The organism is Streptomyces sp. NPDC015125, from assembly GCF_043080045.1.
In the GTDB taxonomy this organism is placed as follows: domain Bacteria; phylum Actinomycetota; class Actinomycetes; order Streptomycetales; family Streptomycetaceae; genus Streptomyces.
Map to the genome: position 1 here is coordinate 421,944 of NZ_JBIBVF010000001.1, position 24,823 is coordinate 446,766.

At 67.7% G+C, this 24,823-nt stretch carries 19 protein-coding genes, 1 tRNA gene and 1 pseudogene; 8 read left to right on the top strand and 13 right to left on the bottom strand.

Annotated elements, in window-relative coordinates; translation table 11 throughout:
* Positions 1-39 precede the first annotated feature (39 nt).
* The 3 genes from lysA to ACF088_RS01800 form a co-directional block, all read right to left on the bottom strand.
* Positions 40-1,431, bottom strand: coding sequence for a diaminopimelate decarboxylase (gene lysA, locus ACF088_RS01790; protein ID WP_392373396.1), 1,392 nt, complete (start codon positions 1,429-1,431; stop codon positions 40-42).
* 26 nt (positions 1,432-1,457) lie between these two features.
* Positions 1,458-2,561: an ArgS-related anticodon-binding protein NrtL gene (gene nrtL, locus ACF088_RS01795; RefSeq protein ID WP_392373397.1), complete on the bottom strand. Its 1,104-nt coding sequence runs from the start codon at positions 2,559-2,561 to the stop codon at positions 1,458-1,460.
* A gap of 132 nt (positions 2,562-2,693) precedes the next feature.
* Complete coding sequence (locus ACF088_RS01800) at positions 2,694-3,215, bottom strand: PleD family two-component system response regulator (RefSeq protein WP_392373398.1); 522 nt, start codon at positions 3,213-3,215, stop codon at positions 2,694-2,696.
* A 236-nt stretch (positions 3,216-3,451) separates the two neighbouring features.
* Between ACF088_RS01800 and ACF088_RS01805 the strand changes: the two genes are divergently transcribed.
* Positions 3,452-3,523: transfer RNA gene (locus tag ACF088_RS01805), tRNA-Arg, on the top strand.
* A gap of 932 nt (positions 3,524-4,455) precedes the next feature.
* Here ACF088_RS01805 and ACF088_RS01810 read toward each other — a convergent pair.
* From ACF088_RS01810 to ACF088_RS01845, 8 genes are all read right to left on the bottom strand, one after another.
* Positions 4,456-4,848 (bottom strand): hypothetical protein, encoded by a 393-nt coding sequence (locus ACF088_RS01810; protein WP_392373399.1) that lies wholly within the window; start codon positions 4,846-4,848, stop codon positions 4,456-4,458.
* The gene (locus ACF088_RS01815) at positions 4,841-6,805 is read right to left on the bottom strand and encodes an AAA family ATPase (RefSeq protein WP_392373400.1); all 1,965 of its coding nucleotides are present in this window, start codon (positions 6,803-6,805) and stop codon (positions 4,841-4,843) included. The genes ACF088_RS01810 and ACF088_RS01815 overlap by 8 nt, the downstream gene beginning before the upstream one ends.
* On the bottom strand, positions 6,802-6,987 hold the full coding sequence (locus ACF088_RS01820) for a hypothetical protein (RefSeq protein ID WP_392373401.1): 186 nt from the start codon (positions 6,985-6,987) through the stop codon (positions 6,802-6,804). Before ACF088_RS01820 ends, ACF088_RS01815 begins: the two co-directional genes overlap by 4 nt.
* Positions 6,988-7,044: 57 nt before the next feature.
* A complete protein-coding gene (locus ACF088_RS01825; protein WP_392373402.1) occupies positions 7,045-9,141 on the bottom strand; it encodes a DEAD/DEAH box helicase family protein in 2,097 nt (698 codons plus the stop codon).
* Positions 9,138-9,740 carry a hypothetical protein gene (locus ACF088_RS01830; protein WP_392373403.1) on the bottom strand — a complete coding sequence of 201 codons (603 nt, stop codon included), beginning with the start codon at positions 9,738-9,740 and terminating at the stop codon, positions 9,138-9,140. The genes ACF088_RS01825 and ACF088_RS01830 overlap by 4 nt, the downstream gene beginning before the upstream one ends.
* A 3-nt stretch (positions 9,741-9,743) precedes the next feature.
* Positions 9,744-11,075: a DNA-methyltransferase gene (locus ACF088_RS01835; protein ID WP_392373404.1), complete on the bottom strand. Its 1,332-nt coding sequence runs from the start codon at positions 11,073-11,075 to the stop codon at positions 9,744-9,746.
* 637 nt (positions 11,076-11,712) lie between these two features.
* The gene (locus tag ACF088_RS01840; RefSeq protein ID WP_392373966.1) at positions 11,713-12,597 is read right to left on the bottom strand and encodes an aminoglycoside phosphotransferase family protein; all 885 of its coding nucleotides are present in this window, start codon (positions 12,595-12,597) and stop codon (positions 11,713-11,715) included.
* Positions 12,598-12,880: 283 nt separating this feature from the next.
* Positions 12,881-14,167 (bottom strand): cytochrome P450, encoded by a 1,287-nt coding sequence (locus ACF088_RS01845; protein ID WP_392373405.1) that lies wholly within the window; start codon positions 14,165-14,167, stop codon positions 12,881-12,883.
* Between the two features lie 1,039 nt (positions 14,168-15,206).
* Here ACF088_RS01845 and ACF088_RS01850 point away from each other — a divergent pair.
* Positions 15,207-15,569, top strand: a complete 363-nt coding sequence (locus ACF088_RS01850) for a hypothetical protein (protein WP_392373406.1) — start codon at positions 15,207-15,209, stop codon at positions 15,567-15,569.
* A 31-nt stretch (positions 15,570-15,600) separates the two neighbouring features.
* On the opposite strand, the gene ACF088_RS01855 is transcribed toward ACF088_RS01850, so the two are convergent.
* Positions 15,601-16,113, bottom strand: coding sequence for a DUF6624 domain-containing protein (locus tag ACF088_RS01855; protein WP_392373407.1), 513 nt, complete (start codon positions 16,111-16,113; stop codon positions 15,601-15,603).
* 462 nt (positions 16,114-16,575) lie between these two features.
* On the opposite strand from ACF088_RS01855, the pseudogene ACF088_RS01860 reads away from it, so the two are divergent.
* The 4 genes and pseudogenes from ACF088_RS01860 to ACF088_RS01875 form a co-directional block, all read left to right on the top strand.
* Positions 16,576-17,937 (top strand): annotated as a pseudogene (locus ACF088_RS01860) (FtsW/RodA/SpoVE family cell cycle protein); the annotation flags it as partial.
* 458 nt (positions 17,938-18,395) lie between these two features.
* The gene (locus tag ACF088_RS01865) at positions 18,396-19,850 is read left to right on the top strand and encodes a penicillin-binding transpeptidase domain-containing protein (RefSeq protein ID WP_392373408.1); all 1,455 of its coding nucleotides are present in this window, start codon (positions 18,396-18,398) and stop codon (positions 19,848-19,850) included.
* A gap of 49 nt (positions 19,851-19,899) precedes the next feature.
* Positions 19,900-20,385 (top strand): HD domain-containing protein, encoded by a 486-nt coding sequence (locus ACF088_RS01870; RefSeq protein WP_392373409.1) that lies wholly within the window; start codon positions 19,900-19,902, stop codon positions 20,383-20,385.
* 219 nt (positions 20,386-20,604) lie between these two features.
* Positions 20,605-21,483 carry an ABC transporter ATP-binding protein gene (locus ACF088_RS01875; protein ID WP_392373410.1) on the top strand — a complete coding sequence of 293 codons (879 nt, stop codon included), beginning with the start codon at positions 20,605-20,607 and terminating at the stop codon, positions 21,481-21,483.
* A gap of 284 nt (positions 21,484-21,767) precedes the next feature.
* Here the strand turns inward: ACF088_RS01875 and ACF088_RS01880 are convergent, their stop codons facing one another.
* Positions 21,768-22,877, bottom strand: coding sequence for a ferritin-like domain-containing protein (locus tag ACF088_RS01880; protein WP_392373411.1), 1,110 nt, complete (start codon positions 22,875-22,877; stop codon positions 21,768-21,770).
* Positions 22,878-23,052: 175 nt separating this feature from the next.
* Between ACF088_RS01880 and ACF088_RS01885 the strand changes: the two genes are divergently transcribed.
* Both ACF088_RS01885 and ACF088_RS01890 read left to right on the top strand, forming a co-directional pair.
* Positions 23,053-24,000 carry a diiron oxygenase gene (locus tag ACF088_RS01885; protein ID WP_392373412.1) on the top strand — a complete coding sequence of 316 codons (948 nt, stop codon included), beginning with the start codon at positions 23,053-23,055 and terminating at the stop codon, positions 23,998-24,000.
* Positions 24,001-24,073: 73 nt separating this feature from the next.
* Positions 24,074-24,814: a TetR/AcrR family transcriptional regulator gene (locus tag ACF088_RS01890; protein WP_392373967.1), complete on the top strand. Its 741-nt coding sequence runs from the start codon at positions 24,074-24,076 to the stop codon at positions 24,812-24,814.
* Positions 24,815-24,823 lie beyond the last annotated feature (9 nt).

Genomic DNA, 24,823 nt, shown 5'->3' on the forward strand with positions numbered 1-24,823 from the left:
CATTTATTTCATCCGGGTCCGGGACCCGGCGATCCGGCCCTACCCGACATCCAACCGCAGGAGATCTTCCTCCGTCTCCCGCCGGACGATCACCCTGGCCTGACCATTCTTTACCGCGACAACGGGCGGCCGCAGCGAGTGGTTGTAGTTACTCGCCATGGAACGGCAGTACGCACCGGTGGCCGGCACCGCGAGCAGGTCCCCCGGCGCCACATCGGCCGGCAGGAAGGCATCGCGTACGACGATGTCCCCGCTCTCGCAGTGCTTGCCCACCACACGCGAGAGCATCGGCGCGGCATCGGAGGTGCGCGACACCAGCGCCACGCTGTACTCCGCGTCGTAGAGCGCCGTGCGGATGTTGTCCGACATCCCGCCGTCCACGGACACATACGTCCGCAGGCCTTCCAGCTCCTTGACCGTGCCGACCTCGTACAACGTGAAGGCCGTGGGACCCACGATCGCCCGCCCCGGCTCGACCGACAGCCGCGGCACGCCCAGCCCCGCCGCCGCACACTCCTTGCTCACGATGTCGCCCAGTGCCGACGCGATCTCGTGCGGCTCCCGCGGATCGTCGTCCGAGGTGTACGCGATGCCGAGCCCGCCACCCAGATCGATCTCGGGCAGCTCGATTCCGTGCTCGTCCCGCACCTCGGTCAGCAACTGCACCACGCGGCGCGCGGACACCTCGAATCCCGCCATATCGAAAATCTGCGACCCGATATGGCTGTGAATCCCGATGAGTTCCAGCCCGTCGAGCTTCAGCGCACGACGCACGGCCTCCGCTGCCTGCCCGTCCGCCAGCGCAATACCGAACTTCTGGTCCTCGTGCGCGGTCGCGATGAACTCGTGCGTATGCGCCTCGACACCGACCGTGACCCGGATCTGCACCCGCTGCCGCTTGCCCAGCCGCTGCGCGATATGCGCGACCCGCACAATTTCCTGGAACGAGTCGAGCACGATCCGCCCGACCCCCGCCTCCACGGCCCGGGTGATTTCCTCGGTGCTCTTGTTGTTCCCGTGCAGGGCGATCCTCTCGGCCGGCATTCCCGCCGCCAGCGCCGTGGCCAGTTCGCCGCCGGAGCAGACGTCGAGATTCAGCCCTTCCTCGTTCAGCCAGCGCACAATGGCCCGCGACAGGAAGGCCTTCCCGGCGTAGAAGACATCCGCCCCCGGCCCGAAGGCGTCCTTCCATGCCCGGCAGCGGGCCCGGAAGTCGTCCTCGTCCAGGAAGTACGCCGGAGTGCCGAACTCCGCGGCGAGCGCGGTGACGTCCAGCCCGCCGACGGTGACCACACCGTCGGCATTGCGGGAGACCGTACGGGACCAGACCCGCGGGTCGAGGGTGTTGAGATCGGCGGGCGGCCCGGCGTAGTGCCCCTCGGGCAGTACGTCAGCGTGCCGGGGCCCTGCAGGGTGCGCGGAGCGGCTCATGGCTGTGGAGATCCCCTCAAAATCGTTCAGAGGTGGGCGGGAGCGGAGATGCCGAGCAGACGCAGGCCGTTGGCGAGCACCGTCCCGCTGGCCTCGGCAAGGGCCAGCCGGGCGCGGTGCACGGCCAAGGGTTTCTGCTCCCCGACGGGCAGCGGCGGAAAGAGGTCGTGCCACCGGAAGAACGCATCCGCCGTCGCCTCCAGATGCCGCACCACACGGTCCGGTGCCCGCAGCCGCGCGGCGACGTCGATGACGGAGGGGTAGGTGGCCAGCAGGGTCTGCAGAGCGTGGAGGCCGGGGAAGGACTCGGCGGCGGCGGGTGCGGAGTGCTGCGGCGCTTGCTCTGGCGCGCGCCGGGCCGTGGGCGAGGGCGCGTCGACCTCCGCCGGACGCCCCACATCCCCCGGCTCACTCACCAACCCCAGCTCACCCGCGTTCCGCACCAGCGCCCGCGCCCTCGCGTACGCATACTGCACCCGGAAGCGCGGATTGCTCTCCCGCTGCACGGGCCGCTCGGGCACCCGCACCGGATCGTGGGCGGCCGGCCGCAACAGCACCCAGCGCGCTTCGTCGGAGCCGAGCCGGGCGGTGAGGGTGGCGAGGTCGTACGGAACGGGCGCGACAGCGGGGTGACCGCCGCCCCGACGCCTCCCGGGCCCGGCCGCCGCGTCGATCCGCGCCAGCACCTCGCCGACCACGGCCTCACGAGCGCCACCCGCCGCGGAACCGGCCACCGGACCGACGACATCAGCGACATCACCGAAGACCTCAGGGTCTTGCCCCGCCCTCGCCCCGCCGTAGCCGTCCCCCTGCGCCAGCACCTCCCGTACGAGGGCGACCAGCGCCCCGTCCCCCAGGGTGAAGTTCAAAAAACCCGGACCGGCGATCTCGACCCGGGCGATCCCGGCGCTCCCGGCCAGCCGCTTCCGCAGAATCTCGGCGACCTCCCGGGCCGGCCTCCCCGCCGGCCCCGCGAGCTGCAGCGCGACATTGGAGGCGTAGTCCCCACACCCGGGCCGCGGCGGCGGTTCGACAACGATCCGCGCCGGCACGGGCACGGAGAGCTCCTGCTCCTCCACCGCACCACGCACGGAGCGCAGGACGGTACGGGAGAGCTCAGCGGGGGTCACAGGACAAGCGTATGGGAGACCCGGGGTAGGTCTGCGACCCGGTTTCGCCCTGTGGACACTCCGCGCGACGATCCCGGGCGGGTCCGGCACTCACGCGAGCACGGCCCCCGGGCTCACAGCACACGGGCTGCGCTACTCCCCACCCGCATCCACCATGCCCACCCCGCCGGACGTCGCGACCCCGCCGGACGACGCACCACGCTCCGCCGCACGCCCACCCCCGTCGCTCTCCCCGTCCTCATCCTCGGCCCCGCCCTCGGGCCCGCGTTCCCGCTGGCGCCTCTCGCGCACCAGCATCCCCACGGTCCGCACCAGCTCCGTCGGCTCGAACGGCTTCGCAAGAAACGCGTCCACCCCCACCGACTCGCCGTTGTCCACCTCGCCCTGGGTACATGCGCTGACGATGGCGATCGGGATGTCCCACGTCCGCGGATCGGAACGCAACCGGGCCGCGGTGTGCAGCCCGTTGAGCCGCGGCATCACGACATCAAGGGTCACGACATCAGGTTTCACGTGGTGCACAACGTCCAGACATTCGGCACCATCAGCCGCGGTCACGACCTCGAAGCCCTCCAGCTCGAGATTGACCCTGATCAACTGCCGGATCACCTTGTTGTCGTCGACAACAAGGATCCGACCGGACAAGCCAGGCACACCATGAGACTAGGACTCCGCTTGAGACTGCGTCCCGGTTTTCCCCACTTCCGCCCCCGTGTGAGGGACCTTTCCCCGACCGCCACCGCCACATCGCCGCGATGCGCTACAAGGTCCCGCACAAGGTCCCGCCACCCTTCCCGAACCCCTCCCCCGCCGCCCGCGAAACCTGTTCATGAACACCCCATCAGAGCTGGTAAGGTTCTACCCGTCGCCACGAGAACACAGGCGGCAACGCCCCCGTAGCTCAGGGGATAGAGCAACGGCCTCCGGAGCCGTGTGCGCAGGTTCGAATCCTGCCGGGGGCACCCTTTATGAGGTGCCCAAGACCCCGTCACCAGTGGAAACACTGAGGCCGGGGTCTTCGCGTATGTGCAGGCGTATGCGGCCCTGAGCGGCCCTATGACGACCGCTGTGGACTATTTGTGGACAGGATCTTGGAGCGCCGCCCCAGGTCAGCCCAGCAATTCAGCCATGCCCCTCATCCGGCGTCCGGCCACTCCTCGGGAGGCGGGGCGACTCGGGCTCGTTCAGCCGCTCGGCCTGCCGCGCGTCCTCCCCTCGCAGGCTCGTCAACCACGGTCACAGGTCCAGCAGGGCTTGCTCGGGACAGGCCAGACGATGTTCGATGCGGCCACCGCTGGAACGGATCGGGGCGTCGGCCATGGAGCGCACCCTAACGGAGCGGCTGCTTCGTCCCGAAGCAAATTTGGCAGCACATGAGTGGCCAGGTCATTGGGCAGTTCCGGCTACGCGAGTTGGGGCCCGGCCGAAGCTGACGGCTTCGAGGGACGCCTCCAGGGCGGTGGAGAACTCCAGCTCTCTGTGATGCCGGGAAGTCCACCGCTGCCAGCGGGACGGGTGCCTCGGTCCATCGCCAACCTGAAACACCTGACAGCTTGAGGCGACGAGCCTTTCAACCACCCACTCCACTTGTTCGCGATGGTACTTCCGTGCCGCACCGGTCGGTTCGGAGATGCCCTAAGCCAGCAACACTCCATCACAGACAGAGAAAGCTGGTTCCAGCTGCTGTCTAGCCTGGTCCCATCCGGCTGGGGTTGCACCGAGTGTCGAGATGTCCGTGACAGCGCCTGAGGGCACGGCGAACAGATTCCTGATCGTCAACGTCTCGAAGCCGAGAAGGCCACGGGCCAGCCCAACCCTCGCTCTGGTTCGCTCGCCGCTCCCCAAGGGCGGATTGGCGAGGATGCACAGCAGCTCCCGCCTCGGAAGCACCTCGTCAGTCGGTTCCGTCATTCGCATACAGGATGTCGGCGATGCGGGTGACTTCGCTGTTCCGAACATCCTCTGCGAGCTTGACCAGGCCGAGACTCATGAGGGTCTCGGCGACCTCTGCCGGGTCATCGCATGTCGGGTGGAATGCACGCACTAGGCCGAAGAGCTCCCCGCTTGGGTCAAAGGAGCCGACGTTCATGTTCTGCCCGTCGCCGGCGCGGCCGAAGTCGCTTCCGCGTACCGGTTCGAGATTGAGCCGAAGGGCGTAGGCGAGACCTAGGCGGACCAACTGCTGTTTCTCTCGGAATGGGTATCGGACGCTGATCTCGTCTCGAGCAATCTCAGCGCGGCCAGTGAGAGCGATGTTCACGCGTCCGCGCGTGGTGGTGTCAGACACTGCGAAGCTCCTGGATGTTGGTCTCGTGTGCGGACGCCCCTCGAGACAGCTCGAACTCGGCCAGCATTCGGCCCCGGAGCAGTTCTCGGGCAGTCTCTCGGGGGAGCTCACGCTCGTGAACCAGAAGGAACACCTGAGAGCTGAGCTTGTCGAGGTTGGCGACGACGCCGTCAACGTGGTGATCGTCGAGGCGTCCGAACGGAGAGTCCATAACGAGTGGCCCGCTGATGGGGGAGCTGGCCTGCAGGCCACCCAAGAGTGACAGCGCGACTAGGTGCTCGTAGCCAGCGCTCCGGTGCTTTACGGGGGTTCCGGATCGGTCAAGGATGCGCAAGCCGTAGGACTCGTTTATCGCAAGCTTCACGTAGTCACTTTCGGATCGCATGCTCTGGAAGAGCTCGGTGGCCTTCTCCTGGATGCTTTCCTTGAGCTGGTCGCGATAGATCACGATCGCCTTCTGGTAGAGCTCCGCGAGAGCCTCAGCAGTCCGCTGCCGCTTGTAGACACCCGGGTCAGCCTGACCCGCGCCTGTCTTGCGAATCTGGTCTTCGAGCTTCGCGACATTCTGTTTGGCCTGCTCGTACTTCTCCCGCTCGGCCTTCCACGCAACCTTCGCCTGTTGCAGGAGAATGCTGACGTTCTTGGAGCGCTGGACGAGCTCGGTGAGCCCGGTGTCCTGCCCCTTCAGCTTGTCCTCGAAGTCGTCGAGATCCTCCTGGTAGTCCTCAATTTGCTGCTGCAGGCTCAGGTAGTCGTCCTCGACGGACTTCAGGTTGGCCCGAAGCTCGTGCCCTCGGCCGGACTCGCGCAGCCGCTTGAGGCTTGTCTTCAGCGCTGCCGCCTGATCCTCTGTGGCGCTCAGTTCGCTGGAACCAGCGCTCCGGAGATGTCGCTCGAGGGCAGCACGGTTGTTGGCATCCAGGCCGGACTCACACACCGGGCAGGAATCCTCCCCCCTGGCCTTGAAGTGACGGGCGAGGATGGCGGCGAAGCGCAGCTCATCCAGCTGCTCTTCGAAAGACTCAAGCGCCTTGGTGTCCTGTTCGATGCGGGCCTCGATCGGCTCCACGAGCACCGCCCTCCACGACTCGGCAAGGAGGTCCTCGAACTTTTCCTTGGCCACGTCGCGCTGAACCTCTGCCCTCTTGAGGAGCTTAAGAGTCTCGTCACGCCTAGTCTTTGTCTCGAGCTTGCCTGACTGCTCCGCCAGCTGCTGGTCAAGCTGGCCCGACTCAGCCTCCAGGTCTTTAGCCTTCTGGTCCTCCGACTCGTAGTTCTGGCGAAACGCGCGGAGACTAGTCTGCTCAACATCAAGAGCCTGGCCGAGCCTCTTCGTCTTCGAGTCCCGCTTCGCAGCCGCAGCGACCAGCTCGCCGGCGCGCTCAGCCACCCGAGCACTGTCTCGTGCCGCGTTCTCCAGAATGGGAAGTCCGAGGATGCGTTCAATGGCATCGCGGAGTGTGGTGCCCGCGGTGCTGTCGTCATCGAGGAGCTTTTCGTACTGGTCGAGGAGCTCTCCGTCGAACAGGAAGAACTGCTCAATCGCCCTGGGCATCAGCTCAGTCACCTTGCGCCCAGCATCGGCGGCACTCAGGGCGACCGCATCACGGCGCAGCGTGAGCTCAGTGGAGTACTCCTCCCCCTTGCGGGTGAGGGAACGAGTGAGATCCCACTGCGCGCCCTCCGCTTCGAACTCGAGGCGGACACGGCAGCGGACTGACGCGCCGGACGCCTCCCCGAGGGCGACTTTGTTGGTGATGTCCTCGGGCGGCAGCGGGCGGGTGCTCCGCTTGCGAACTTCACCGGTCCAGGCCCAACGGAAGGCGTTGAGCAGGGACGTCTTACCCTTGCCGTTCCGGCCGTAGAGGACGACCACGCCGTCCTTGTCGGGGATGTTGATCACCTGCTCGCCCTTGAAGACGAGGAAGTTCTCGACGGTGAGCTTCTGGTACCTCAAACCTCAACACTCCTGTCCAGGTGCTCCTGGATGGCGCGGGCCACGGCTTCCTGCGCGCGGGGCCGATCATCAACGTACTGCTTCTCGATCTCCACGATTTGTTGAACCAGCACTGGATCGACGCTGTCGTCAAAGAACCGTGAACGCACCGACTCGACCACTTGGGCAAGGTTGTCTCGCATGAGCTCTACTCCTACTACAGGGGTGCTTGCGCCGAACGAAGTAGGTGAAGCGACAGGTTAATTGTCCGCCTCCTCGCCAGAACCGAGGTACTCATAGAGCGCCTCAAGATCCCCGCCGAGTCCTACAACTAGCCGTTCTAGCGGGTCACGAGCATCACTATTCAGGGCATCTCGGGCGAAGTTGCCCGCACGGGCGAGCTCACCCCGCAGCAGCGACATCCCTGACGTTTCATCGAGGGTCTCGGGCTGCAGGATCGCGTCGTAGATGGTGGCGAGGCTCTTCCCTTCGGCCTTGCGCAGCACGCGCCCGCGGCGCTGGATGAACTCTCGAGGGTTCCTGGACGATGCCAGGATCAAAGCGTGGTCCGCGTTGGGGATGTCGACGCCTTCGTCCAAGCACTTGATCGAGACGATCACGCCACCGTTTTCATCAAAGTGCCGCAGCGTTGCAGCCTTGTCTCCCGGCATGTCCGAGAAGTATTCGTACGCGTCGATCCCTGCAGAACGAAGGCTGTCAGCGATGTCCTGCATCTGGTCCTTATCGTCGCAGTAGACGAGCCAACGCTGCCCGAGCTGATAGCTGTTGGTCACGACCGAACAAGCTAGGGGCGTCTTGCCCGAAGCTTTTTTAGCGATCCGAGCTCGCTGCATCGTCAGCGTTCTGATGCGTTCCAGCCGGCTACTGGTGGCACCACCGGGCGAGTTGTGGGATTGGGCGACGAGCCGTCCGATCTTCTTGCTCAATTCGTCCCAGTCATCCTGCTCTTGCGGGCTGAGCCGGACAAGCTGCGGATAGTAAAGGTAGTTGCAGAGGGAGCCGGCCTTCAAGGCGTCCCTGAGCGTGTAGCGGTGGATGACCCCACCGAAGTAGTCGAGGATTGCCGAGGTACCTTCCTGATCCCCCGCACGCTCTGGCGTCGCCGATAGCCCTAGGCGTGCTGCGGCATCGATCTCCAGAACCTTCCGGTACGACACAGCGCCCAGGCGATGAACCTCATCGCCAACGAGCAGGAGGCCCTTGGCGCGCGAAGCCTGGTTCACAAAAGGCTTTTGAGCTGCCGTGGGAGCTAGGGCAACCACCACGCGCTCCGAGGCAGGCTGTGTCAGCCAGTTATGAAGTCTCGTCTTCCAGGCGAATTCACCGTCGCCGCACAGATGCACCCGGCGACCCGTGTCCTCGATCTGTTCCTTCCACTGGCGTGCAACCAACCGCGAAGGGGCAACCACGAGTGCGGGCCCTTCGTGGCCGACGATCGCGGTGATGCCCGTAACCGTCTTGCCTGACCCAGTCGCGTGGGCGAGGATCCCTCGCTTACCGTGGCGCTCCCACTCGTCGAGTCCTGCAATCTGCTGCTCTCGGAGGGGCCGACCGTCTGGCGTAGTACGGACGACAAGGTCCGGCTCGATCCCCGCAGTGATCTCAGCCGCGAACTCACGCCAGTCAACACCGTCTGCCTGAGTGCGTAGCCAGTGCCGGAAGGGCGCGGGGAGGGCAAGGACTTCAACCCCGTCACTCTTACCGGCCCAGAGGTCCTCGAAACGTTCGGTGGATCGCTGGACTCTGACGCTGTCGTTGCGGCCCGTCCAGCTCGTCCACGCGTCGAAGGACTCGACGTTGCCGTCCGAGGCGATGCCGAAGTGGGTCTCGTTCAAGGATCCGCGGAAGCCGATGCGCTGCCCATCCGCATCAGCGAACAGTCCCACCTTGTCGTGAAACATACGCCGATCGTCGAGTGAGGCGTTGGCGACCCGAGCAAGGCGGATGTCAAGGAGCCTCTCGGAGATCAATGCGGCCAGAGCGAGCGCCGGCTTGCGAAGCTGGTCGGTCGCAAGCAGCACATTGAACTCGGCCCGCAGCACGGCAGCGAGAGAGTCGTCGTCGCGAGCTTCATAGCCGCGTTCGATGCCCTGTGCGTCCTTCTCGGTGACGCGGGGCGAGCAGAGAATGCGCATCCTTCCGCCACGGTCCACGAAGTCAGGCAGTGCTTCCCAGTACAGCGCCAGAGCGCTGCTGGCGAAGAAGCCGGTAATCCGGTCGTAGGTGACGGCTTCGCTGAGAGCACGCAGGTAGAACTCGCTGAGAATGTCCTCCCTGTCGCTCGCATACTCCGGTTCGGGAGTCCATCCTGACTTGCCCCAGCCGTCATCACTCACGAGATGAGCCTCTCGATTGACAGTTGCCAACGCAGCTCTAACGCCTCCGGCAAGGTGTCCGGACGTGACGCGACCACAGTCTCTGACTCGTCAGTGCCGCGGAGCTTCCTTGCCTGACGAGCCACTCCTGCAGACATCGCCTCGAACAAAGTGTCCTCGAGGATTTGGACCCCCTTTGAATGGGGGATGCCTTTCCCGACGTCGTGGGCGTCCGCGTCCCACAGAGCAAAGACCTCCAAGTTCGGTTCGTAACCAGCGAGTACTATGTACGCGTCGTCGGTGGTGTCAAAGTGCCGACCCTTGTTGGGCAGGATGATCTGGATGCGGTAAGCACCCTCTTGCCGCTCCGACGGATGCGTCGTCATCGTGTACAAGTAGACGCGCATGAGAGGAGGCAACGGAGCTGCTGCGTGGAGGTCGAACGGCTTCTTGTCAAGATCCAGAGTGTCGCGAGGGCTGCAGCGGTTTGCGAGGGACTCAGCGAAGAGCCGGTTTGCGAGGCGAGTGCTCGCACCAGCTCTGGACCGCGTCACCATGGGTACCAGTGTGCCAAACGACTCGGGAAACAGGGTGAAGTCATCCCCAGCGTGCGCTGTCACGGCCTACTCCGCCGTGGCGTCTTCTGCCGCAAAGGTCGCCCTGTAGAACGCCTCGAACTCTGTGAGCGCGGATTGGGCCTGATCCGCGAGCTTCCTCGCATTGCTGAGCCGGCGCTTCGCGTCACGGCGTGCTGCGGCAGCGTCGTCGGCCCACGCCTGGGCACGCTCCAGGGCAGCAGCCACAGCCTTCTCAGTATCCGCATCGAGAGTTGCAGCAAGGTCCCTCTCAGCTGCGGACCTGGCTTCCGCGAGGTTCTCCCCCGCACGCAGGAAATCTGCCTCGGCGGCATCCAGAGCCGCTTCCGCAGCCTCTTTGGAAAGTGCTGCCTCTGCGACGGCGGACTGCACGGCAGCGGTAAGGAGCGGCTGGCCATCGTCCGGCAAGGACACAGTCCCTGTCCGTGCCTTCTCGTAAAGGGCCTCGGCGTCCTGGGGGCTCATTCCCGGCAAGAACCGCATGATGGAGAGCGCTGCATAATCCCGGCTCAGTTCGAACGAGTACCACTTGCGGCCAAGTTGTTCCGCGACCATCCCCGTGGTGTTCGAGCCCGAGAAGATGTCGACGACGACGTCACCAGGCTTGGTGAGGAATTCGATGAAGAATCGCGGCAGCTCGCTCGGGAACCGGGCAGGGTGCGATTTGATGTCAAGCGCACGGCACAGCCGTAGGTAGTTCGAGTTCGACTCCGTGTTGGAAATCTGTAGCAGGTTTGGCGGGATGGAACCACCATTATCGTTGCCGAAGTGCTTTGAGATCGAATGCTCGCTGGGGCGGAGAGTCTCCTTGTAGTACTTTTTCGGGTCTTTAAGGAGACGCTTCATGTTCTTCGAGTACGGCAGCAGTACCTGATTGACGTCTGCCTGTGGCCACTCAGTCTTCGAGAACCACCAGACCGTATCTACGGCATCCTTGACCCGGATCCGGCGCTTATTTACCCACTCGAGCGGACTGGGGAGCTTCGCCGGGTTGTACCAGAAGAACTCCTCCGCGAGGTGATACTCCACATCGTCAACGAACTTCAGCAGGACACGGTATGGGTAGAGGGATCGAGTCGGACTGCCTTTGCGGTAAGCGTTGCCGATGTCGACGACGAGGCTCCCGGTTGGCTTCAGGACGCGCTTTGCGGCCTCACCGAACTGGACGAGCCAGTCGACATACGCCTCCTGACCTTCGTTGCCGTATGCCTTCTTCCGCTGCAGGGCGAAGGGCGGGCTCGTGACGATCAGGTCCACACTCTCGTCGTCGAGGCCCTGGAGCAGCCTCAGGGAGTCCCCATGCAACTGGGTGCCGTGGGGTGTCGTGTAAACCTTCTGGTCGGCCGTGAAAGTGGTCAACGCGTTCCTTGCCTAGGGCGTGCTTGTCGGAGTGTGTCCCACCAGCGGAGGTAGCATGCGCCGACATCCCCAGACGAGTAGAGCCTGTGAGCTCCCCCTCCCCGTGGCCACACCCCTGCCGAGGTTCCGTTCGGCAGTTAGCCGACGATACACAACCTCCAGGTGGGCAGAGTCGGGGCTTCCAAAGAATTGCCCCGTGATCTTCGCGCCGCTGCATCGGGCACTTGGCCGACAGCCCTGACCGCTAGCCTCGCGCCTTCGCGAAGTGGACCGTCAGAAGGCTGATCAGAAACGTGGGAGGCGCTCCTGAACTGCAACGATAGGGCTTGTCGAGAGACGGGTACGCCACGAGGGAAGAAGCACTTCTCGGGTGATAAAGCGTAGCGGGTCCTACCCTCCTGTCCGTGTCAATGACGGCGGTTGGGACGTGGCCTCCCAGTCCGGCGGTGTGCTGCTGGTCGAGACCAATCGAAAGACCAGCCTGGACCGGGCGATACCGGCTGCACTGGCGCTGTGACGCCGCCCCCGAGCCATGCAATGAAGTCCATCAGGCACTGGTCGAGGAGAAAGGCCTTCGGGCGGCCGTAGTTACCGCGGTCACCGAGCCCGTGGTTGCGGGCTGTGCTGCCAGGAGGGGTCAGCCCTCTGCCAGCACCGCGCGGATCACGTGCCGGGCGTTGTGTGCCATCGCCGGGTTCGTCTTCCGGTAGTACGGCAGCGCGATCAGCGCCTGTGAGAGAGTCCGCGCACGACCGCGGTTCCAGGTCGCGTCATCCGCGCCGAGCGCCTTGCGGAAGACCTCCCTGGCGTCGGCCGGCAGCAGGTTCCACGCCGGGAACAGATCGCAGGCCGGATCGCCCAGCCCCGTGCACCCGAAGTCGATCACCGAGGTCAGCCTGCCGCCGTTCACCAGCAGATTGCCCGGCATCAGATCGGCGTGCAGCCACACCGGCGGCCCTTCCCAGTCCGGCGCCCGCAGCGCGTTCTCCCAAACGGCGGCCACGGCATCGCAGTCGATACCCTCCTGCGGGATCCCGCGCAGTTGCTCGATCGCCGCCCGGGTCGATGCGTCGAGCGAGGCGAGCGGCCCGCCGCGGTGGGCCCTCGGCGCCTGTGGCAGGGTGATGCTCCGCATCGCCGTCACGAACCCGGCCAGATCCTCGGCCAGCGGCACGGGCTCGCTCAGCGCCCCCGCCTCGGGGTTCTCCCCCGCCCGCCACCGGTACACCGACCAGGGCCACGGATACCCCTCGGCGGGCTCCCCGGCCCCGAGCACCTCGGGGATGTCCGTGGGCAGCCGGGAAGCGAGGCGGGGCAGCCACTGCTGCTCCATCGATACGTCCTGGGCTCCGCCCTGCACCAGCGGCAGCCGTACGACCATGCCGTCACCCAGCCGGTACATGGCGTTGACCGTGCCGCCGGACGGAAACCGCTCCACCGCCAGCCCCGTCCACTGGGGGAACTGCCCGGCGATCAGCTGCCGTACCAGGTCGTCGTCGATGGGGTGCGGGCCGGGATGCATCGGCGCGGTGCTCATAGCGCGCCATCCGATCGCCGGGGGCCGGCGGGCGTCAAACGCATTTCCGGTCCGTAGCGCAGCCGGTCCGTAGCGCAGCCGGTCCATAGCGCAGCCGGTCCGTACCGCGGCCGTGCGTATCGCGGGCGGGCGCGGTTCCGGGGCGAGGGAAGCGGTGCCCGGCCGGCCGGTGACCGCACGAGGCTCCCGGCAGAGACCGGGCACCGAGCCCCTCGGCCGGGTGCCCGGTCGTGTCCGGGACGCGGGGCGGAACTTGTGGTCAGTGTGGTCAGCCGTCCAGCCGGACCGGGAGGGATTCGATTCCGTAGACGATCGAGAGTTTGCGGAATTCCAGTTCCTCCGGCTTGGCGGCGAGGCGCATGTTCGGGAAGCGGCGCACCAATGCGGGGTAGGCGGCGCGGAGTTCCATGCGGGCCAGCTCGGCGCCTACGCAGCGGTGGATTCCGTAGCCGAAGGCGAGGTGGGAGGGGACATTGCGGGTGGGGTCGAACTGTTCCATTTCCGGGCCCAGTTTGCCGTCCCGGTCGGCGCCGCTCAGGGAGCACAGCACCACATCTCCGGAGGAGATCCGGACGCCGCCGATTTCCAGGTCCTCACGGGCGAAGCGCGGGAAAGCGACCTGGACGACGGTCAGGTACCGGAGGAGTTCTTCGACGTAGCTTTCGACGACGTCGTCGCCGTCGTGGAGGGCCGCGAAGTGCTTGGGGTCCTGGAGGAGGACCAGGGCGCCGAGGGCCAGCATGCTGGCGGTGGTTTCGAAGCCGCCGGTGAGGACGCCGTCGGCGAGGCCCGCGAGTTCCTCGTCGCTGACCGAGTCGCCGTGTTCCTTCACGATCATCCCGAGCAGGCCGTCGCCGGGATTTTCGCGCTGCTTTTTGACGATGTCCCGGAAATAGGAAAGGGATTCGGATATGGCGCCGAAGGAGGCGTTTGCGCCACTGAAAAGGTCGAAGCGGGCGGCGCTGAGGCGTTCGAAGTCGGCGCGGTCTTCGTAGGGGACGCCCAGGAGTTCGCAAATGACGAGGGAGGGGATGGGGAGGGCGAAAGAGTGGACGATGTCGACCGGATCTCCGTTTTTGCCCTCCTTTTCCATGGCGTCGAGGCGTTCCTCGACGATCTCGTGGATACGGGGGGTGAGCCGGCTGAGGCGGCGCATGGTGAATTCGGGCGTCAGGAGGCGGCGGAGCCGGGTGTGCACCGGCGGGTCGGCGAATCCGAGTCCACCGGGGTTCTGTTCGGCGCCGGCGCCGGCCTTGCCGACGAGGTTGGTGAAGTCCGAACTGAAGGCATTGGCCTTCCCCAGGACCGCCTTGACCTCGTCGTAGCCGGTGACCAGCCAGACGTTGGCGGCAATCGGCACAGGGAGCTTACTGACGGGCTCCCGCTCCCGGACGGCTGCCAGATCGCCCACAGGGTTGAGCTCATCGCGTCGCAATGGCATCAGGACGGACTCGGGCAAGAAAGACATTCGAGACAGGTCGAAGCCTTTCTTCCGGGTTCTCGCCAGATACATACGGCCGGCCCAGGCGATGATCCGGGAACGGAGAGTCGTCATGACGCTAATACTGCCTTTCGTCGAGGGGGACGGTCCCCCGCGCTCCGCGGCCCAAGGCGGCCGGGGCAGCACGGAACCTCCACTCGGCGTGCACCGGTGTGACGTACGCCATAGCCCCTCGCTTACGGTGGTCATGGCACTGGTCCATGCCATCGACCGATGTCTTCGGTCGCCCGCATCTGCGTGACGAGCTCGGCCTCGGCCTTCTTCTTCTATTCGGTCTGGACGAGTTTACAAAGTGCCATTGGGCGCGTTCACGGAACAACCCGGAACGACCCTGAGCGACCCCTGGGGTACCCCTGATTCCTCCCTTAGACCGGCCTCCTCCGCGGCCCTTGCCGCCTCCCTGCCGGTCTGCGCCCGTCGCCGCCGCGCCCCCTGCCGATCAAGGGGAGGCCGAACCCTTGGTCCGGCGGTGGGCCTGCGGAGATGGCGAGTGGGCGCGAGGTGGGCGCGAGGTGGGCGAGTGGGCGCGGAGGCCGGTGAGCAGTTGCGGAGGCGGGTGAGCAGTTGCGGGGTTGGGGGGCTGTGCGGCCGGCTTGCGTTGTGGGGGTGACTTGCGTTGTGGGGGTGGCTTGCGTCGTGGGGCCGGGTGGGCCGTGCGGCTGGTATGCGTTGTGGGACCGGTCGGGTTGCGCGGTTGATTCGGGCGGTCGGTGTGCCAAGGGTGCTCCCTTGCGGGCGCGTTGGGGGGGGTGGAGGGAGGAGGGAGGAGGGCGTGGTTCCGGTGCCCGACGGGAGCGTTCGGAGCCGAGTGGGCAAGGCCGACCGACTCGCAACATCACGGATGGTGACGAGTTGCGGACTCTCCGGGGCATCTTTAGCGTGAGTAGGGAACGAAGTAAGCGGCGGGCCCGGCGTGGTGCGAGAGCGGCGCGGTAGCGGGCGGCCGCATCACAGCCGGGGAAGGGTGCGACAGGCACCGCACCGGCGGGGCACAGGCCCCGACCCGTCCGTCAGGTGGCGCCCGGCAGCTTCGCTCATCTCACCCCGCAGGGAATCAATCCCCTGGGGCTCCCCCCTTCGCAGGAGGAAGCGCATGTTTCCGCAGTCGAAGTCCGGCAAGTTCGGCCTGTTCGCTCTTTGTGCTCTTTCCGGTGTGCTGGCCGGATTCGTCGCGGCCGGCCCCGCCCTGGCGTCCGACGGCAGCGAGGGCGACAACCTCGCCGTATCCCAGGGCCATGTCGTCGCCGAGGACGGGCTGGTGCTGCGCATCGGCCCGAGCACCCGCTACCGCGTGGTCGGTTCGAAGGAGTACGGGGCCGTGGTGGGGATCGTCTGCCGGGTCAAGGCGGAGCGCATCGAGGGCAACCCGGTCTGGTACAAGCTCTCCGATGCGTCATACGCCTGGTCCTCCCGGCGGGACATCGTGAGCGATGGGGAGGCCCCTCGCTGGTGTTGAGGTCGGGGCCTCCAAAGGTCCGAGTCGCGCCTCAGCTCATCGCGAACTTGGCGACGTACTCGTCGAAGGGCTCGATGCCCACTTCACCCCGCAGGGCGTCCATGCGCTCGGGGTCCTCACAGGGCCAGGGGACGGGCGAGCCCTCGACGACCCCCGCGATCTGTGTGCCATAGATCTGTCGGCGGCCCTCGTTCACCAGCGTCCGGTCGCGCAGGAAAGCCAGCTCGCGAGGGCTCGCCGAGCCCGCTTCCACCGCCTGCTCCATGAGCCGGAGCGCACGCCGCTGCACATCGAGCTGGCGGTCGGCGTGCTGCGCAACCAGCCAGGCGCCGCGAGCGGCATCGTCACCGACCAGCTCCGTCGTCGGCCAGCCGTACTCGTCCATGATCTGGTGGAGCCGGTCACCGTGCTGCGCGGTGAGCCGGCGCCAGGCCATTTGTTCCGCGGGGTCCTCGCTGTTCGCGCGGGGTGAGGTGCTCTGGTCCGCCTGAGCCATGCGGATGAGTTCCGCCGACAGGGCCGCCGTGCTGTTGTCGTTTGTCACGCTCACTCCCTGGTCTGTGCCTGTGGTTTGCGCTCGGGGTCCGCGCTTGTGGTTTGCGCTTGCGGTTTGCGCCTGTTCCGGCCCACCACGCTAGGGGCCTTTCCCGCCGCGAAGATCATTCCGGAGAACGGTGACAGGGAGGGCCGGACCGGGGGATACTGGATCTACGCCGAAAAGAGGCGCCGAAGAGGCCTCAGCCCTGTCCGGCGCGGTGAGCGGTGACGTGGCCCGCATCCGCCGTGGGGTGGCCCGGCGGCAGCGTCCCTCCCGTGTCTCGTGAATCCTTTGGAATGCACGGACGCATGGACGCACGGACGCATGGACGCGGACATATAGATGCGGACGTATAGACGCAGCTGCGCTCCCCCGTCACGGACGCCGAGACGGGCGGACGCCCGAACGTCGTATCCGACATAACGGAAATAGCGGCCACTGCTTGCTACGTTGCCAGACATGACGGCAATGGCAAGGGCGACGGCCGCCGCACGCCCGGCGGACACTCCCCCACCCCTGCCGTCGCTTCCCAAGCGGCGGGGCGTCGAACTGGCCCTCCTCTTAGGCGCCGTCCTCATCAGCGTCTGCGGCTATGTGGCTGTGGGTCTGGCCAGGTGGCATGCCCTGCCGGGTGGGGCGGTCCGCTATGGCGCGGGGCTCGGCGGGCTCGCGCTGCTCGCGCATCTCGCCGTACGCTTCCGCGCCCCGTACGCCGATCCGCTGCTGCTTCCCACCGCCGTGCTGCTCAACGGCGTCGGGCTGGTGCTGATCTTCCGGCTCGACCAGGAGACGCCCCGCAATCACGCCGCACCCACCCAGTTGCTGTGGTCGACCGTCGGCGTCGCGCTGTTCACGGCGGTGGTGGTGCTGCTGCGGGACCACCGCATGCTGCAGCGGTACGCCTATGTGTGTGCGGCACTGGCGCTCGTGCTCATGGCGGCGCCGATTCTTTTTCCCGCCGTCAACGGGGCGAAGATCTGGATCCGTTTCGCCGGATTCTCCCTTCAGCCGGGCGAGTTCGCCAAGGTGCTGATCACCGTCTTCTTCGCGGGCTACCTCGCCGCCAACCGCGGCGCACTGGCACACACCGGGCGCCGGATGTGGCGGCTACGGCTCCCGACCGGCCGGGTGCTCGGGCCGATCGTCGCGATCTGGCTGATCAGCGTCGCCGTGCTGGTGCTCGAACGCGATCTGGGCACCTCGCTGCTCTTCTTCGGGATCTTTGTCGTCCTGCTGTACGTGGCCACCGGTCGGACCGGCTGGATCGCGATCGGGCTGATCCTGGCGGGCATCGGGGCGGCTGCAGTCGGCGCGCTGGAGCCGCATGTGCACAGCCGGGTCGAGGACTGGCAGCACCCGTTCGCCGGTATCGCGGCGGGCAAGGGGCCCGGTCAGCTCGCCCAGTCGCTGTTCGCGTTCGCCGCCGGCGGGATGTTCGGCACCGGCCTCGGCCAGGGCCACTCGTACCTGATCGGCTTCGCCATGAAGTCCGATTTCATCCTGGCGACCTATGGCGAGGAGCTGGGGCTGGCCGGGCTGACCGCGCTCTTTCTGCTGTATGCGCTGCTGGTGGCCTGCGGTTACCGTGCCGCGGTCGCCCTGCGGGACCCGTTCGGCAGCCTGCTGGCCGTGGGCCTCGCGGCGCTGCCCGCCATCCAGGTCTTTGTGATCGCGGGCGGGGTGATGGGGCTGATTCCGCTGACGGGGATGGCGATGCCCTTCCTCGCGCAGGGCGGGTCGTCCGTCGTCACGAACTGGATCATCATCGCGCTGCTGTTGCGGATCAGTAATCGGGCGCGGATGCCGGGTGCGGAGGCGATCAACCGTGGGAGGAGGGGTGGGAGGAGTGGGAGGGGCGAGAGGGGGGCCGGAAGGGCTCGGGGCGCTGCCGGGCGCCCCGGGGCGGGCGGGGCAGCGGACGAGAGGGCGGACGAGACGGCCGACGAGGCCAGGAGTGGTGACGAGGCCAGGAGCGGTGACGAGGCCAGGAGCGGTGTGGCGCATGCTGCCAGGGGTGAGGGCGCCCACGACGGCAGGAGCCCAGGTGTGCACGACGGTAGGAGCGCGGGCGCGCACGACGGCAGGAGCAGTGCGGCGGGCCTTCCCGGAAGCGGCACGGGGCTCGGGGCCGGGAGCTGGGTGGTCGGTTTCATGAAGCCGGCCAAGCCCCAGGTGCCGGAGGCGGTGAGCGGCGCCGAGGAGCAGAGCGGGCCCCGGGCGCAGGGCCGGTTGCCGGCAGCCCCGTCACCGGCGCCCGTCGATGACGCGCCCTCCACGGAGGCCGGCCGTTGATCCGCTGTATTCGCCTTACCGCGGCCTTCTCCTTCCTCCTCCTCGTGGCGCTGCTGGTCAACGCCGCCCGGGTGCAGGTCGTCGACGCGGAACGCTTCAGCGCCAGTCCCGCCAACCGCCGGGGGCCGATCGTCCGTTATGCACAACCGCGCGGTGCCGTGCTCGTCGCCGGCCGCGCGGTCACCGGTTCCCGGGACAGCGGGGGGCGGCTGCGCTACGAGCGCACGTACACCGAGGGGCCGCTGTATGCACCGGTCACCGGCTACTCCTCGCAGACCTACGGGACCTCCCTGTTGGAGAGCGCCGAGGACGGCATCCTCTCGGGGGCCGACGACCGGCTCGCCACCTTCCCGTGGTGGGACCGGCTGACCCGCGCCCACCGGGCGGGCGGCAGCGTGCACACCACCATCAACCCACGGATGCAGCGCGCCGCGTTCGACGGGCTGGGGGGCAAGAAGGGCGCGGTGGCCGCGATCGAGCCGCGCACGGGGCGGGTCCTGGCGCTGGTCAGTACGCCGTCGTACGACCCGGGCGAGCTGTCCGGCAACGGCGCCGAGGTCACCGAGGCCTGGCACCGGCTGAACGGTGCCGAGCAGCAGCCGATGCTCAACCGGGCGCTGCGCCAGACCTATCCGCCCGGCTCCACGTTCAAGGTCGTCACCGCGGCGGCGGCGCTGGAGAGCGGCAAGGTCACCGATATCGACGCCGCCACCGATTCGCCCGATCCCTACCCTCTGCCCGGCACCGACACCCAGCTCGGCAATGCTGCGAAGGGCTGTGCGGACGCGTCGCTCAAGGACGCCTTCCGGGCCTCGTGCAACACCGTCTTCGCGCGGCTGGGCGCGGAGATCGGGCTGCACGGCATGGCCGATACGGCTCGGAGGTTCGGCTTCAACGACCGGCGGCTGTACATCCCCTCGCCCGTCGCGCCGAGCAACTTCGATACGCGGATGGACGCCTCGCAGGTCGCGCTCTCCGCCATCGGGCAGTACGACACCGCCGCCACACCGCTCCAGATGGCGATGGTCGCGGCGGCGGTCGCCAACGGGGGCCAGCTGACGGCGCCGTCGCTCATCGACAAGGTGACCGATGCCCGGGGTGTCGTGGTCACGGCCGATCCGCACCGCCCCACCCGCCAGGTGACCAATCCGGTCACGGCACAGCAGCTCCAGGACATGATGGTCGACGTCGTCGAGCACGGCAGCGGGCGGCTCGCCGCGATCAAGGGCGTCACGGTCGGCGGCAAGACCGGCACCGCGCAGCACGGTGTACGCAACGAGGGCACGCCGTATGCCTGGTTCATCTCCTGGGCGAGGCAGAAGGACGGCTACGAGCCGGCCGTGGCCGTGGCCGTGGTGGTCGAGGATGCGGCCGCCGACCGTGCGGACATCAGCGGCGGGGGGAGCGCGGCGCCGATCGCACGGGCGGTGATGGCGGCGGCTGTGGGCTGAGGCCCTTCGCGGTGTGCCCGGTTGCCCGTCCCGGCGTCACAATGGCCGTATGGCTGATGCGATCCCGTCCATGGAACCTGCTCCGCCCCTGCTGTTGTCCCTGGCCGAGGTGGAGGCGCTGGCCCGGCGCGCACACTCGGGACAGACCGACAAGGCGGGCCGCCCGTATGCCGAACATCTGGCCGCGGTCGCGGCGGGGGTCCGCGAGCGGGGCGGCAGCGATGAGCAGATCGCCGCGGCCTGGCTGCACGACGCGGTCGAGGACGGGGCGCTGAGCCGGGAGTGGCTGGCCGGTGCGGCGCTGGGCGAGACGACCAAGGCGATGATCCTGGCCGTCACCAAGAGGGCGGCCGAACCGGTCGAGGAGTACACCGCGCGCATCCTGGCCACGCCCGGGGCGCTGCTGGTCAAGGAGTCCGATCTCGCGCACAACGCCGATCCGGAGCGGCTGGCCGTGCTGGATGCGCCGACGCGGGAGCGGCTGACGGCGAAGTACGCGCGGGTGCGGGAGCTGTTGGGGCTGTCCCAGCCGTAACGGGCGCCGGGCTCCGGTCCGTCGACACCGTCGCAGCCTGTCCCTTCCCCCGCCCTGCCCCTGCCCCTGCCCCTGTTTCCCTCCTGCCCCTGTTTCTCCCCTGCCCGTCCTCTTGCCCTCTCCCGTCCTCTTGCCCTCTCCCGGTTCCTGTCGCCGCGGTCAGGGTCCACACATCGGACCCCTCCGCAGAAAGGTGTCGTACGCAGCTACCCTGCGGCGATGAGCTCTACGCAGCCTTCGCCGCCACGGGAGTCCTTGCCGTCCGCGCCGTCCCCGGCGCGGTCCGCTCCGCAGCCGGCCCCCGGAGAAGCCCGCGTGATCGCCGCCCTGGAGGGCGTCGGCGTCAAGCGGTACACCACCGGGCAGGTCATCCTCGACGCCGTCGACTGGAGCGTACGGTCCGGTGAGCACTGGGCGCTGCTCGGTGCGAACGGCGCGGGCAAGACCACCCTCCTGCGTCTCGTCGGGGCGCTGATGTTCCCCACCGTCGGCACCGTCGAGGTGCTCGGGCACCGGCTCGGCTCCGTGGACGTCCGCGAGCTGCGCGCGGTCATCGGACTGGTCTCCGGCGCACAGAAGGTTCCGCAGGACGCGACGGGCCACACGGTCGTCCTGACCGGGGCGACCGGCACCGTGCAGCCGTTGTGGCGCAAGTACGACGAGGCGACCCGTGAGCGCGCCCATGAGCTGCTCGCCGAGCTGGACTGCAAGGAGCTGGCGGAGCGGCCGTTCGGGGTGTGCTCGGGCGGCCAGCGGGCCAGGATCCTGATCGCCCGCGCCTTGATGGCCGACCCCCGGCTCCTGCTGCTCGACGAGCCGTTCAACGCGCTCGATCTGCCCTCCCGCGAGGACCTGATCGATGCGCTGCACCGGCTGGCCCTGGCACGGCCGGGGTTGGCGACCGTGACGGTCACCCACCACCTGGAGGAGCTGTCGCCGTCCATCGGCCACGCCCTGCTGCTGCGCGAGGGCCGGGTGCAGGCACGCGGCCCGGTGGACGAGGTGCTGACGGGAGAGCGGATGACCGCGTGCTTCGGCCGTCCGATCGAGGTGTCCCGGCACGAGGGGCGGTGGCTGGCCCGGTCCGGTAAGCGGTAGTCCGCCGGGGTCGCCGGCCCTGCCCGTCCCACCCCTCGGCCCTGCCCGGCCCTGCCCTGCCCTCCCCCCGGCTCGGCCGGTCGGGAGCGGTGCGCCCGCACAGTCCCGGCGTCGCACAGTCCCGGTGTCGCACAGTCCCGGCGCGTCCCGCCACCCGTGGGTGGTCAGCAGGAACTCGCGGAGCGAAGGCGGCAGCGTCCGGCCGGGCGGGCCTCGGCTGCCGCGTCCTCATCCGCGCTCGCCGGGGTCAACGGCAGCGCAGCGGTCTGCCCTCCACCGCCCGCTCAGTCCTCGTCCGCGCCCTCCGCGATGGCCGTCGCGACCTCCGCCGTACGGGCCTCTTCCTCGGCCGCAAAACGCTCCGCGTCGAGCTTTTCGGCGAGTTCCTCGTCCTCGGCCATGAGCAGATCGAGATTGGAGTCGCCCATCTCGAAGACACCCATGTCCACATAGGCGCGCTGGAGACGTTCGCCCCACAGGCCGATGTCCTTCACACAGGGCACGATCCGGCTGAAGAGCAGCTTGCGGAAGAGGTGCAGGAATTCGGAGTTCTCGGTGAATTCGGCGGCTTCGTCGTGCGGAATGCCGAAGTTTTCGAGGACTTCCAGGCCGCGCAGGCGGTCGCGCATCAAGTAGCAGCCCTCGATGACGAACTCCTCGCGTTCGCGCAGTTCGGCGTCGGTGAGCTGCTTGTAGTAGTCGCGCAGCGCCATACGACCGAAGGCGACATGGCGCGCCTCGTCCTGCATGACGTAGGCGAGGATCTGCTTGGGCAGGGGCTTGGTGGTGGTGTCGCGGATCATGCCGAAGGCGGCCAGTGCCAGGCCCTCGATCAGCACCTGCATGCCGAGATAGGGCATGTCCCAGCGGGAATCCTTGAGGGTGTCGGAGAGCAGCGCCTGGAGATTGTCGTTGATCGGGTAGAGCATCCCGATCTTTTCCCGGAGGAAGCGGCTGTAGATCTCGGCGTGCCGCGCCTCGTCCATGGTCTGGGTGGCGGAGTAGAACTTCGCGTCGAGGTCCGGGACGGATTCCACGATCCGTGCCGCGCAGACCATGGCGCCCTGTTCGCCGTGCAGAAACTGGCTGAACTGCCAGGAGGTGTAGTGCTGACGCAGTTCGCCGCGGTCCTTCTCGGTCATTTTGTCCCAGTACCTGGTGCCGTACAGGGACATGGACTCGTCCGGGGTGCCGAGCGGGTCACAGGGGTCGACCTCCAGGTCCCAGTCGATCCGCAAGGTGGCGTCCCACTGCTTGTCCTTGCCCTTCTGGTAGAGGGCCAGCAGCCGGTCGCGCCCGTCGTCGTAGTCCCAGCTGAAGCGTGCCGCGCCGGACGCGGGCACCTTCCACACGGGGTCGCCAGGGTCCTGAACATAGAGATCTGGGGTCGACACGGACGCCTCCTCGGCTCGCCAAACGCCTTGTCACGGGCGGTCGTTGGCAGGCTCACACGGTTCTTACCGACGGGTCAATAAGTCGTGCACAGGGGATTGACGCCCCTGCTGACACGCAGTCTCATAAGAGGTGACCGCGGGCAGGACGTGACCCACTAGCGAGGTAGCCACAGCCATGACGAGCGCACCCACCGAGATGACCGTGGCGGACACCGAGGTCCTGCGGGACGCCCTCGGCCTGCTCAAGGACCGGGAACAGGTCGCCGAGCGGTTGCTCGAATCCTCCGCCAAGCACTCCTTCGACCCCGACACCGAACTCGACTGGGACGCCCCCCTCGAAGAGGGCAAGTGGTTCTGGCCGCCGGAGCTGGTCTCGCTCTACGACACCCCGCTGTGGAAGCGCATGTCGCTCGAACAGCAGCAGGACCTCTCCCGGCACGAGGCCGCCTCGCTCGCCTCGCTGGGCATCTGGTTCGAGATCATCCTGATGCAGCTGCTCGTACGGCATATCTACGACAAGCCGGTGACCAGCGCACATGTCCGCTACGCCCTCACCGAGATTGCCGACGAGTGCCGGCACTCCAAGATGTTCGCCCGCATGATCCAGAAGGGCGGCGCGCCGGCGTACCCGGTCTCCCGGCTCAACCACCACCTCGCCCGCGTCCTCAAGACCGTCTCCACCACCCCGGGCTCGTTCGCCTGCACCCTGCTCGGCGAGGAGATCCTGGACTGGATGCAGCGGCTGACCTTCCCGGACGAGCGGGTGCAGACGATCGTGCGCGGAGTGACCCGCATCCATGTCGTCGAGGAGGCCCGGCATGTGCGCTACGCCCGTGAGGAGCTGCGCCGCCAGATGGTCACCGCGCCGCGCTGGGAGCGGGAGTTGACCCGTATCAGCTCCGGCGAGGCGGCCCGGATCTTCTCCGTCGCCTTCGTCAACCCGGCCGTCTACACCCACGTGGGCCTGGACCGGCGCGAGGCCGTCGCCCAGGTCAAGGCCAGTGGCCACCGCCGCGAGGTGATGCAGTCCGGCGCCCGGCGGCTGACCGATTTCCTGGACGAGATCGGCGTACTGCGCGGTGTGGGCCGCAGGTTGTGGCGAAGCTCGGGACTGCTGGCCTGAAGCGCCCGGCATGGACCCCGTACACCCCGAGCACCTGTGCGAGCCCGAACCCGAGGCGGTTACGCTGCTGTTCATGAACGGCAGCGGCACCGCCCCAGCAGTACCCCGACCCGCCTACCGCAGGCTGAGCGTCGAGCAGCGCCGCAGCCAACTGCTCACCGCCGCGCTCAGCCTGTTCGCACACCGTGCGCCCGAGGATGTCTCGCTGGACGACGTCGCCACCGCCGCCGAGGTCTCGCGCCCGCTGGTCTACCGCTACTTCCCCGGCGGCAAGCAGCAGTTGTACGAGGCTGCCCTGCGCAGCGCGGCCGACATCCTGGAGCGCTGCTTCGCCGAGCCGGAGACCGGACCGCTCACCCGTCGGCTCTCGCGGGCGCTGGACCGCTATCTGGCCTTCGTCGACGAGCACGACGCGGGGTTCAGCGCGCTGCTGCAGGGCGGCAGCGTGGTGGAGACCACCCGTACGTCCGCGATCGTGGACGAGGTACGGCGCGCCGCCGCCGACCAGATCCTGCGGCATCTGGGCGAGCCGGAGCCGGGCCTGCGGCTGCGGATGACCGTCCGCATGTGGATCACCGCCGTCGAGGCCGCCTCGCTGATCTGGCTGGACGAGGACAAGCAGCCGGCCCTCGACGAACTGCGGGACTGGCTGGTGGACCACTTCGTCGCGCTACTGACCGCCACCGCGGCCACCGACCCACAGACCGCACGGGTGACCCGGGCGGCGCTGAAGCTGGAGACGGCCGACGGCCCGGCCGGTGACCTGGCCCGCCGCATCCTGCCCGTCGTGCGCGACGCCGCGCATCTGCTGTGATCAGCCGCC

Coding starts and splice junctions, on each gene's coding strand:
- lysA (WP_392373396.1), bottom strand. CDS start 1,431: ATGAGCCGCTCCGCGCACCCTGCAGGGCCCCGGCACGCTGACGTACTG.
- ACF088_RS01820 (WP_392373401.1), bottom strand. CDS start 6,987: ATGCGAGACAACCTTGCCCAAGTGGTCGAGTCGGTGCGTTCACGGTTC.
- ACF088_RS01840 (WP_392373966.1), bottom strand. CDS start 12,597: ATGCATCCCGGCCCGCACCCCATCGACGACGACCTGGTACGGCAGCTG.
- ACF088_RS01845 (WP_392373405.1), bottom strand. CDS start 14,167: ATGACGACTCTCCGTTCCCGGATCATCGCCTGGGCCGGCCGTATGTAT.
- ACF088_RS01850 (WP_392373406.1), top strand. CDS start 15,207: ATGTTTCCGCAGTCGAAGTCCGGCAAGTTCGGCCTGTTCGCTCTTTGT.
- ACF088_RS01870 (WP_392373409.1), top strand. CDS start 19,900: ATGGCTGATGCGATCCCGTCCATGGAACCTGCTCCGCCCCTGCTGTTG.
- ACF088_RS01875 (WP_392373410.1), top strand. CDS start 20,605: ATGAGCTCTACGCAGCCTTCGCCGCCACGGGAGTCCTTGCCGTCCGCG.
- ACF088_RS01885 (WP_392373412.1), top strand. CDS start 23,053: ATGACGAGCGCACCCACCGAGATGACCGTGGCGGACACCGAGGTCCTG.
- ACF088_RS01890 (WP_392373967.1), top strand. CDS start 24,074: ATGAACGGCAGCGGCACCGCCCCAGCAGTACCCCGACCCGCCTACCGC.